Annotated in this window: 10 protein-coding genes and 1 pseudogene; 4 read left to right on the forward strand and 7 right to left on the reverse strand. The window is 54.7% G+C overall.

Going from position 1 to position 10,195, the window contains the following annotated elements:
• Window positions 1-2 precede the first annotated feature (2 nt).
• Entirely contained in the window at window positions 3-332 is a 330-nt protein-coding gene (locus BSZ31_RS06095) for a cytochrome c (protein ID WP_105028005.1), read from the reverse strand.
• A gap of 21 nt (window positions 333-353) precedes the next feature.
• The gene (locus BSZ31_RS06100; RefSeq protein ID WP_105028006.1) at window positions 354-1,595 is read right to left on the reverse strand and encodes an NADH:flavin oxidoreductase/NADH oxidase family protein; all 1,242 of its coding nucleotides are present in this window, start codon (window positions 1,593-1,595) and stop codon (window positions 354-356) included.
• A gap of 61 nt (window positions 1,596-1,656) precedes the next feature.
• Between BSZ31_RS06100 and BSZ31_RS06105 the strand changes: the two genes are divergently transcribed.
• Both BSZ31_RS06105 and BSZ31_RS06110 read left to right on the forward strand, forming a co-directional pair.
• Window positions 1,657-2,568: a DMT family transporter gene (locus BSZ31_RS06105; protein ID WP_168426874.1), complete on the forward strand. Its 912-nt coding sequence runs from the start codon at window positions 1,657-1,659 to the stop codon at window positions 2,566-2,568.
• A 44-nt stretch (window positions 2,569-2,612) separates the two neighbouring features.
• Window positions 2,613-3,758 carry an AI-2E family transporter gene (locus tag BSZ31_RS06110; RefSeq protein WP_168426875.1) on the forward strand — a complete coding sequence of 382 codons (1,146 nt, stop codon included), beginning with the start codon at window positions 2,613-2,615 and terminating at the stop codon, window positions 3,756-3,758.
• Between the two features lie 69 nt (window positions 3,759-3,827).
• Here the strand turns inward: BSZ31_RS06110 and BSZ31_RS17785 are convergent.
• The 3 genes and pseudogenes from BSZ31_RS17785 to BSZ31_RS06125 form a co-directional block, all read right to left on the reverse strand.
• Window positions 3,828-4,747 (reverse strand): annotated as a pseudogene (locus BSZ31_RS17785) (metal-dependent hydrolase).
• A 126-nt stretch (window positions 4,748-4,873) separates the two neighbouring features.
• Window positions 4,874-5,275, reverse strand: a complete 402-nt coding sequence (locus tag BSZ31_RS06120; RefSeq protein WP_105028008.1) for a thioesterase family protein — start codon at window positions 5,273-5,275, stop codon at window positions 4,874-4,876.
• 3 nt (window positions 5,276-5,278) lie between these two features.
• Window positions 5,279-5,902: a thermonuclease family protein gene (locus BSZ31_RS06125; RefSeq protein WP_105028009.1), complete on the reverse strand. Its 624-nt coding sequence runs from the start codon at window positions 5,900-5,902 to the stop codon at window positions 5,279-5,281.
• A gap of 54 nt (window positions 5,903-5,956) precedes the next feature.
• Between BSZ31_RS06125 and BSZ31_RS06130 the strand changes: the two genes are divergently transcribed.
• Together BSZ31_RS06130 and BSZ31_RS06135 are read left to right on the forward strand one after the other, a co-directional pair.
• The gene (locus tag BSZ31_RS06130) at window positions 5,957-6,760 is read left to right on the forward strand and encodes a crotonase/enoyl-CoA hydratase family protein (RefSeq protein WP_105028010.1); all 804 of its coding nucleotides are present in this window, start codon (window positions 5,957-5,959) and stop codon (window positions 6,758-6,760) included.
• Window positions 6,761-6,846: 86 nt separating this feature from the next.
• Window positions 6,847-8,259 (forward strand): wax ester/triacylglycerol synthase family O-acyltransferase, encoded by a 1,413-nt coding sequence (locus tag BSZ31_RS06135; protein WP_105029774.1) that lies wholly within the window; start codon window positions 6,847-6,849, stop codon window positions 8,257-8,259.
• 3 nt (window positions 8,260-8,262) lie between these two features.
• Here BSZ31_RS06135 and bcsR read toward each other — a convergent pair whose 3' ends face one another.
• Both bcsR and bcsG read right to left on the reverse strand, forming a co-directional pair.
• Entirely contained in the window at window positions 8,263-8,472 is a 210-nt protein-coding gene (gene bcsR / locus BSZ31_RS06140; protein WP_105028011.1) for a BcsR/BcsP family cellulose biosynthesis protein, read from the reverse strand.
• 18 nt (window positions 8,473-8,490) lie between these two features.
• Window positions 8,491-10,194 carry a cellulose biosynthesis protein BcsG gene (bcsG, locus tag BSZ31_RS06145; RefSeq protein WP_105028012.1) on the reverse strand — a complete coding sequence of 568 codons (1,704 nt, stop codon included), beginning with the start codon at window positions 10,192-10,194 and terminating at the stop codon, window positions 8,491-8,493.
• Window position 10,195 lies beyond the last annotated feature (1 nt).

The raw sequence follows: 10,195 nt of genomic DNA on the forward strand, positions 1-10,195 counted from the left end.
GATTAGGGATTGTTTCCACCAGTCACGGTGGAAACATACTTCGCCAGAATTTTCATTTGATCCACGGTCAAATGATCAACAAAAGGGGGCATGCCCCCTTTGCCGTTTTTAAGTGCATTCAACACGCGTTCTTCGCTGGGTTTGAGCACATCGAGCACCGGACCAATTTTGCCCTTGGTGCCAGCATCGGCCAGGGTGTGGCAAATGGCGCAGGCCGGGTCGGCGTCGGTTTGGAACAGTTTGCGACCTTGTTCAAGAATGGCGGCGTCGTCCATGGCGAAAGCATTGAACGCGCTAAGGCTTAACACCACCATGCAGCTGAATTTCACCATTGTTGAACTCCCTGTGTTTGATTACGCCCGTAATTTGCGGGCTTTGAACAAGCCCCAACTGCTATCCAGAATATAGAAAAACAGGGCTTTCAGGGCGCTCTCGTTCGGGACAGGGTTTTTGCCTTTGCCCATGCGATGAATTTGGCGGGTGTACCACTGAATTTCCAGCAAACCAGTGCGGTCCACGGCTTTGACACCGGTAATCAAGGGCTTCACCGGGTGCAGGGCTTCCTTGTTGTCCAGCAGGCGTTTGGGCAAATCGGGTTCAATGGCAATCGAGCGAGCAAGGCCAATCAAATCCACGGCACCGCTGTTCAAGGCCTCTTTCATGCCGCCCACGGTGCGAAAACCCCCAGTGAGCATCAGTGGCACTTTGCACACGGCACGAACTTTCTCGGTGAAGTCGATGAAGTAGGCCTCGCGCTTCACGGTACTTTCCTTCTTGGGTTTTGCACTTGCGCCCGTCATGGCGGGGGCTTCGTAGGTGCCGCCCGACACTTCAATCATGTCGATGCCACGGGCAGTCAATTCCTGGATCACCGCCAGTGATTCTTCCTCTGAAAAGCCACCCTTTTGGAAGTCGGCTGAATTCAGCTTGATGCCCACCGGGAATTTGGGCCCGACTTGTTTGCGTACTTCGTCGTACACCGCCAGAACAAAGCGACGGCGGTTTTCGGCGTTGCCACCCCACTGGTCGGTGCGCTGATTGCTCAGTGGGCTCAAAAACTGGCTGATCAAGTAGCCATGCGCGCCGTGAATTTGCACTCCATCAAACCCCGCGTCTTTGCACACTTTTGCAGTGCGGCCCCAGCGGGCAATCAGATCAAGGATTTCAGTCTCGGTCAGTTCGCGTGGCGTGGCAAACATCATTTGCAGACTTTTGTGGAAAGGCACCGCCGAAGGCGATACGGTTTCCTTGTTCATGCCCTTGGGGCACTGTTTGCCAGGGTGGTTGATTTGCACCCAGATTTTGCTGCCATTTGCTTGGCCTGCCTTGGCCCACTGCTGCAGAAGGGGCATGTCGCGGTCGTCTTCAATTACGACGTTGCCCGGCTCTGCACGTGCCCGGCGGTCAATCATCACATTCCCGGTTATATTCAAACCAATGCCACCGGCTGTCCAGCGCTGGTAGACCCGCACAATTTGTGGTGTAACCCGGTTGTCGCGGGTGCCCAAGGCTTCGCTCATGGCGGCTTTCACCAAGCGGTTGGGAACAGTGGCGCCACAGGGCAAGGTCAATGGGTCGCGAAGTTCAATGCGCATCGTGGGGGTCTCCGGTGGTTCTAAATTGAAAATTATTGTTGTCACATGGTAGCTTGGGTGCATGAAAAAAATTGAAGTCAACACACTAATTTTTACGGCTTTCGCCATGTGTGCGTTTGCGGCCAATTCCTTTTTTTGCCGTGCGGCCTTGGGCGCCGGGCAAATAGACCCTGCCAGCTTTACAGCAATTCGCCTGATTAGCGGGGCCGTCACGCTGTGGCTGTGTTTACGCATTCAAAACAAGGGCGGACAGCAGGGCAGCTGGGCGGGCGCTTGGGCACTGTTTGGTTATGCCGTGCTGTTTTCCATGGCCTATTTGTACATGAGCACAGGCACCGGTGCGCTGATTTTGTTTGCCAGTGTTCAACTCAGCATGATTGCCTATGCCGCCACACAAGGTGATCGATTGAGAGGTTTGCGTGCTTTGGGTGCAGTGGTAGCGGCTGCGGGCCTGGTGTTGTTGTTGTGGCCGCACTTGCAAACACCAGCCTCAGTGCTGGCTGCGGTCAGTATGGCTTTGGCGGGTGCCTGTTGGGGTGTGTATTCCGTGGTGGGCAAGGGTTCCAAATCGCCTTTGGCTGACACCGCAGGTAATTTTTCCAGGGCAGCCATCCTGATGGTGTTGGTGTGGATGGCCGTGTACTTTTCCGCCAAGGCAGGTGTGCACATTCCGGGTGTGACGATGGAGCGCGGCTTGGCCCTGTACACCGTGTATCTGCCAACACCCACCGTGGCCGGCGTGTTGTTCGCCTTGGCTTCGGGCTGCCTGGCCAGTGGCATTGGTTATGCCGTGTGGTACAAGGTATTGCCGGCGTTGCCCACCACCTCGGCGGCCAGTGTGCAACTGAGCGTGCCGGTGATTGCGGCGCTGGCGGGCGTGGTTTTCCTGAACGAGGCTGTGACTGTTACCTTATTGGTGGCCATGGTCATGACCCTGGGCGGTGTGTATCTGGTTTTGCGCGCCAAGCGTTAAGGCTTTCAATCAAACTGGCTGTACATTGAATCAAGGATGAAGTCGTGAAACCCGAAGACGAGAATAACAAGCCTGCCGGGCCGAGCCCGCAGAACGCGTCAAGCCTGTCCAATCTGGCCAAGCAGTTTTACCTGCAACATTGGGGCTTGCTGCTCAGTGCTGCCTTGGTGTTGGCGGTGGTGATCAATTTGTGGCCTGTATTGGCGCCCTTCGTGGCTGCATTTGTTCTGGCTTATTTGTTGGCAGCACCCAGCCGTTGGGTGCATGGCAAGTTGCGCGGGCGCATTCCCCTGCCGGTGTGTGCTGTACTCACTTTTTTTGCGCTGTTGCTGATTTTCTCCAGTGTGGGCCTGCTGTTTATTCCGGTGGTGTTGACCCAGCTTGAACTGATTCAAAACAATTTGCCGCAACTGATTGTGAATGTGAAGCGCACGGTGCTGCCATGGCTCAATGAGGTGTTTGGCCTCGCTGTGGTGGTGGACAGCACTGAGATGCGAGACCGGATCGCGGCCTATATCAGCGAAAACCGAGGCACGCTGGCTGAGATCAGTACAAAAATTTTGCGCTCGGGTTCGCAGTCGGTGTTGGGCATTACCGGCTTTGTCTCGCTGACTGTCATTGCCACATTGTTCATTCTTCCCGGCTGGACTCAAATTACCAAGCAGTTTCAGCAGGTCTTTCCGCCGCATCTGTGGAGGCGTGCACAACCCTTGTTCAGCGAAATCGACTCCGTCATGACCGAATACATCAAAGGCATGATGATCGTCATGCTGTTTCTCAGCACTTTTTATTCAATCGGCTTGAGTGTGGTGGGGCTTCAAAGTGGCTGGGCGTTGGGCATGTTGGCGGGCGTGCTGTGTGTGGTGCCTTACCTTGGTTTTGCTGTAGCTTTGCTGGTGGGCTTGTTGACAGCAGCGCTTGAGTTGCAGGGTTTCTTGCCGATTTTCCTGGTGCTGCTTGTTTTTGTGGTGGGGCAGTTTCTGGAAGGTTTTGTGCTGACCCCCTTGGTGGTGGGCGACAAGATTGGCTTGTCGGCACTCGCGGTAATTTTTGCACTGGCGTTTTTCGGCGCCATATTTGGCCTGGTGGGGGTATTCCTTGCGTTGCCGCTGGCAGCAATTTTCAAAGTGGCCTACATGCACGCGTTTGCTCACTACGAGAAAAGCGACTATTACACGCAGGGCACTTGAATAAAAAAACCGGTGGGCTGCTCACTTCTCCCACCGGCTGATCAGCCCAAAGTTTCTGTCACGAAATTTTTAAGCTGCGTTTGCTTTCAACTGGCTGTTCATGCGTGCGCGGATGGCATTTGCAATCTCAGTGTTGGGCTTGCGGCCAGAACCTTCAACAGACGCCACAAAATTGTCGATCTCTGTCAGGAAGCGGCTGTTGTCGTGCATCCAGGGGTGGAAGTCGGCTTTGAAATAGTCCAAAAACTCGCCATTGGCGACCGGGTTGCGCAACACGCCTACCTTCTTACCCCACAGCATTTTGGTCACGGTCCAGAAGCCCTTCAGGTGCCCACCTTGAATGGTTTTGTCGGCAAACACCAGGCGCATGTGGAAGTAAGCCACCAGTGGCCAGAAAATGGCCGTGGCCAGCACCATGGCCAAGCGCCGTGTGAAGCGATTGTGCATGTTGTCGGGCAAGACATGGTTCCACACGTCATAGGCCACAGCTTTGTGTTCGGTTTCTTCGTAGGCGTGCCAAGTCCACATCTGCTTGTAGCGGGGTCGGATTTCTCGCCAAGCACTTCTGGGTTGCGCAGCAGTTGGTCAGCCATCAGCGCAGTGTAGTGTTCCAGCGCAATGGTGCCTGCCAGTGTGAGGCGTTTGCCCAGTGTCTTTTTGATGAAAGCCAAAAAGCCCCACAGGAAGTTGTCCAGCTGGGATGCAGGCAGGCCAGCCCGGTCCAGCATCTCGTTGTATTCAACGTGCTCGCGGCTGTGCATGGCTTCCTGACCGATAAAGGCCACCACTGCTTTTTTCAACTCAGGGTCGGTGATGTCGTCGCGGTAGTTGCGCACGGCGTCCATGAACATGCGCTCGCCAGCCGGAAAGAACAACGACAGGGCGTTCATGAAATGGGTCACATGGGGACCTTGTTCATGCCAATTGGATACCTTTTCTTCAGGCAGATTCAATTTGACATCGCGGCGTACAGGCATGATGTTCTTCATGGTTTGACTCCTACACTTGTTTTATTGTTGTTGCCACGTTTAACCGTGACATTGAGCAATGTAACAATAAAGTTTCGTGTCCACAATAGCAAAACCTGAGTACCCCTTCTAGAAAATACTGCGGGTTTACCCTTGGTTCAGCGTACGAAGGAAACGGTCTGGAATGGGCGTAGAGCGACCCGTTTCCGGGCTGACCCACACCATTTTCGCGCTGCCGGTTGCCACCAGAACTTCGGGAGCATCGGTGCGACGCATCTCGTATTTTTGCACCAAGCTACTGCGGCCCACTTCACCCGCCAGCACCTTGATTTCAACCACACCGGGTGCTTTCAGTTCTTTCAGGAAGCTGCATTCGGTGTGAACGATCACCACGTAAGCTGGGTTGTTGTCGATTTCAGCGGGGAAAAGGTCTATCCATTCCACGCGGGCCTGCTCAAAACAACGGAAGTACACGGTGTTGTTCACATGGCCAATCTGGTCCATGTCGCCCCAGCGCAGGGGCACGGTGGTGGAGTAAATTTCGTTCATGGTTTATCGCTGGTTGCGTTGTTCGGTGCGCCATTGCCAAGGGGCTTGTGGCGCTGTTTGTTGCCACAAGCCTCTGCGTGCCTTGCGGGCCTGGTCCTCCGCAGCTTCGTAAAGCACACGGTCTTCACTGCTTTGGCTGCGCGCAAATTCCCGGTACCACCAGGCATGCCCGTTTTCGATGGCTTTCAGGTTGATGTCGGTTTCACCATCGCACAAACGCTGCTGGCAACCTTCCAGGGGCAACACTACTTTGGCCACTTGTCGTTTGTAGCGGTCGGTGTTGTTTACGATGATTTTTACGTTTTTGTTCAGCACCTTTTCGGTCAACCAGCGCCTGGACTGCTCTCCGCCCGCCTGATTTAATTCAGGTGCGTCCACTGCATGCATGCGAATTTTGTGGGTGGCACCGTCAAGGTTGCGCACCGTAATGGTGTCGCCGTCAGCAACACGGGTCACCGTGGCCAGGTAAAAACTGCCCGAGGTGGCCGAGCCGGGCTGGTTTTGACTTTCTGAGGCAACGGGGCCACCAATGCCAATGTCTGGGCCGTAGGGGCTGACGTAATAACCCAGCAGGGCCAAAACCAGAGCCAACACTTTAAAGATCATATTGGGTTTAAGAATGTTCAAGGTTAAGATGGCTAGCGAGCCAAACCACGATTTTAAAAAACAGCCGAGAGTACCATGGACAGAGTAAACCTGCAGTTCAACAGCGACAACACCGTAGCCACCGTGGCTTTAAACCGCCCGGAAAAACACAATGGCGTGGACTGGCCCATGCTGAAGGAAGTGCGCAAGGTGCAGCAACAATTGGCCAGGCACAAAACCCTGCGTGCGGTGGTTTTGAAAGGCGAGGGCCCGTCTTTTTGTGCAGGGCTCGATGTAAAGTCGGTGATGAGCAACCCGAAAACTGCTGTGGTGATGTACGCCAACCTGTGGTTGCCCATGCGCAATATTTTCCAGACCTGGAGCATGGGCTGGCGCGATCTGGGCGTGCCGGTGATTGCACAGATTCACGGCAACTGTTTTGGGGCAGGCATTCAATACGCCATGGGCGCAGACATTCGTGTGTGCACACCCGATTCGCAATTGTCCATTCTGGAGGCCAAATGGGGTCTGGTACCCGACATGGGCGGTGCTGCGCTAGTACGTGAATTGTTGCCGGTTGATGTGGCCAAGGAGTTGACCATGACGGGCCGCGTGCTTAGTGGCCTGCAAGCCAAGGAACTGGGCTTGGTGACCCATGTGGTAGAGAATCCGGAAGAAAAAGTGCAGGCCTTGGTGGAGGAAATGTTGACTCGCTCCCCCGATTCTGTGGCGGCAAGCAAGTTCATGTTGCAACGGATTTTTGGTATTGACGAAGCGGCGCATTTGACCCAGGAACGACGCTGGCAGCGCCGCGTGCTTGGTTTTAAAAACCAGCGTATTTCGGTTGTGAAAAACAGCAAACAGCCCACCATGCCGTTTGCCAAACGACAAATTCGTTGAAATCTCGGGGCGTGCCGCATCCAGCGGCGCACTTCATGCAGTAACAACAGATTCAGGAATAAAAAACACAACACGGAGACATGCCCATGAAGGCCCTGACCCCCAACGACCAATTGTTCTTGTGGCTGGAGCGCCGCAATCAGCCCATGCATGTGGGCGGGCTGGTGTTGCTGAAACCACCCAAGGGCCAAAGCACAATCGATTACGTGCACAAGGTGGTGGCCGACATGCGCACCTACACCCAGCCGGTGGCACCGTTCAGTTTGCGTTTGAAGTCGCGATTGGGTATGTGGTTTTGGGTGGAGGACGATGAGTTTGACCTGGAGGCACACTTCATTCATTTGTCGCTGCCCAAGCCAGGCCGCATTCGCGAATTACTGGAGTTGACTTCCAAGCTGCATGCCGCGCCACTGGACCGCGCAAAGCCCCTGTGGGAAGCGTATGTCATCGATGGTCTGGAAGACGGTCGCGTGGCTTTGTACACCAAGGTGCATCATGCGTTGGTGGATGGTGTGGCCTGCATGAAAATGTTGCAGCGTTCCATGGCCGATAACCCGGAGATCATGGACATTCCGCCCTTGTGGGCCAACCCGAATTTGCGTGGGTCGGTTCAACGTTCTGAAGCCTCGGAAGGTTTGGTGACCATGCTGGGCCAAGTGCTGGATACCGCCAAAACCCAACTGTTCAGTCTGCCCAAGGTGGTGAAAGAAGTGGGGCGATCCTTGTGGCAAACCAGTGTGGCTGATCCTGACTTCGTGTCGGTCATTCAAGCGCCACGCAGTGTGTTGAACCGGCGTATCACGGCCTCACGCAGGGTAGCCGCCCAGTCGTGGTCCATGGAGCGCATCAAGGCTTGCGCAACCGGCCTGAACATGACTTTGAACGATGTGGTACTGGCCATGTGTGGCTCGGCCTTGCGTTCTTATCTGAGCGAATTGAATGCATTGCCTGCCCGCCCGCTGGTGGCGATGGTGCCTGTGTCGCTTCGAAAAGACGACACTGCCACGGGTAATCACGTGGCGCTGTTGTTGGCCAATTTGGCCACTGACACCGAAGACCCCGTGGAACGGATTGAGACCATTGCGCGTTCAGTGAACCATTCCAAAGAACGGTTTGCCAGCATGAATCAAACTGAAATCATGAACTACGTGACCACCATGATGGGCATTAGCGGGTTCAACATGCTGACCGGTTTGGCACCCAAGTTACAGGCTTTCAACATTGTGATTTCCAATGTACCCGGCCCCAAACACACCCTGTATTTCAACGGTGCAGAAGTGGACGGGGTGTACCCGGTGTCGCTGTTGCTCGACGGTCAGGCTTTGAACATCACCTTGAACAGCTATGCCGGCAAGCTTGAATTCGGCTTGGTGGCGTGTCGCAGAACCATGCCCTCGATGCAGAGACTGTTGCAGTTTCTCGAAGACGGCCTGGTCGAGCTGGAGGAGGCAGCAGCCAAGGAAGCCAAAGCCAACTTGAAAAAGCGCAACGCGGCTTGAGGTTCAGTCCTCGCTAAAACGGGAAGCCATTGCAATGCCAAACAAGAAGGGCCAGCGCTGGAATGAGTCGTATACCGCCTGGTCCTGTTGGATGTCTTGGTACATGTTGTGGTCAAAACCTTCCAGTTGGGCGCTGAGTGCGTAAATATCATGTGCCATGTCTGCGGGTGGCATGAACAACGCGGGCGGTGAATTGGGGTCAAATTGTGCCATGGTTGATCAAGCCCCCCCTCAGTTCGATGCTGCAATGGTTTGAACCGGACCCAGTATTTTCCATGCGGCACCTGGGGCTTTGATCCAATACGATCCCTGACTTTCCATCACAGTGATGTTGCCTTGTTGGGATACAAATCGGGTGTCGGGCAGGTCGCTGAGCAGCACTGGCCATGCTGGTTTTTGCTGTTGCTCGGCTGGTAGTGCCAGCCAACGTGCCAACAATTCACTGAGCGCGGTGTAGCTCACTGATTGCTTCACTGTCACTGGCCCGGTGCTTGCAGGTGTATAACCAGGTGCTATCCAGTAACCAAATACAGGCACTTTGGTGATGGCGGGGGTTGGCAATTCACGCAGGCCCACCAGTTGTCCAAATTCACCAGTTAATCCAGCGCCGTGTTCGGGTACTACCACCACCAACGCTTTGCGTTCGCTGCGTCGAATTTCCCCAAGTACGGATTGAATGTCATTCAACATCCGCTCAAGGCGCAAGGGGTAACTGTTCAAGCTGTTCAGGTTGCTGTTGGGTAAACGGTTGCCGTCATGCAAGGTGATGCTGTTGTAGTAATAAGCCACTGCGGGCCCGCTTTGCTGAACGCGTTTGTTCCACCATGCACGCAGGTAATCACCATCGCGACCCACGCGTGAGCCATCAAAGGCCTGCACCCCGGCGGGCACTTCATCATGGGCCACCAGTTCAGTGGCTCTGCCACCCAGGTTTGTTTTTACAAGTTTTGAGAAGTCTTGAAAACGACCATCGTGATTCAGCCCCATTTCCACTTCAAAGCCCACGTTTCTCAGTTGCTCGAACAGCATGCAACTGTTGTTCGCCGGGCTGTAAAGTGCATCGTGCGGTGTTTGCCCACATTTTCCGCGCAACAAGCGAATGGCGGCTGGCCCCGAGTAACTGGTCGCTGAGTTGAAGTTCTCGAATACGAAATCGGCTTGCCGAATGGCCGGGTGTTGGCTCTGTTTTGCGTACTGCAGGTCAGCCCAGGACAGCGAACAGATTTGCAGCACAATCACATCGAAATCCGGACTGGCCTGGGGTGCAAAGGGTGCCAGTGCAATGGTGCGTTGCCTTTCAAAAAAGCCGGCGAGAACGGCGCCCGGCCCCGCACCTTCATAGGCGTTGTCTCGAAGTTTGGTTTGACTTTCCTGGTCGCGCGCTACCCGCAGTTTTTGAAAATCGACTTGGCCGAGCGCCAGTAGTTCAGCGGGCGACAAGTTTTCACGCGCCTGTATTTGGGGTTCAAGCACGGTAGCAGTGTTGTTGGTTTGGGTCTGCTCTTGAATAAACGGCAGTGCCTGAATACCCAGGATGCAGACAAGCCCGAAGCCGACCCAACTACTGATGCGTATGTAACGATCCAGCACCCGCACTACCATGAAGCCCAGAAGTGCGCCCCACAGCATCCAGGGTTGAATGGTACGCTTGAGCAGTTCCCACAAATAGTCTGGGGAAAAACCGAACAGTGCCTTGATTTGATCAACCAGCGCCAGCGACACCACCAGTCCTAACTCATGCAAGAGCAAAGCGATCGCCGGCCCGGTGAACACCAGGTAGCGCAGTACCTTCATCAGTTGCTTGTTCTGATAGGCCGCCGGGTTGGTGGCAATCAACAGGGCAAACAGACCCAAATTCCACAAGGGGCTAATGGTCAGTTGCCCGGCGAAGTGCAAGCCAAATTTGATCAGGAAGTACAGGTTCCACAACAGCATG

It is taken from the genome of Limnobacter sp. SAORIC-690 (genome assembly GCF_002954425.1).
GTDB lineage: Bacteria > Pseudomonadota > Gammaproteobacteria > Burkholderiales > Burkholderiaceae_B > Limnobacter > Limnobacter profundi.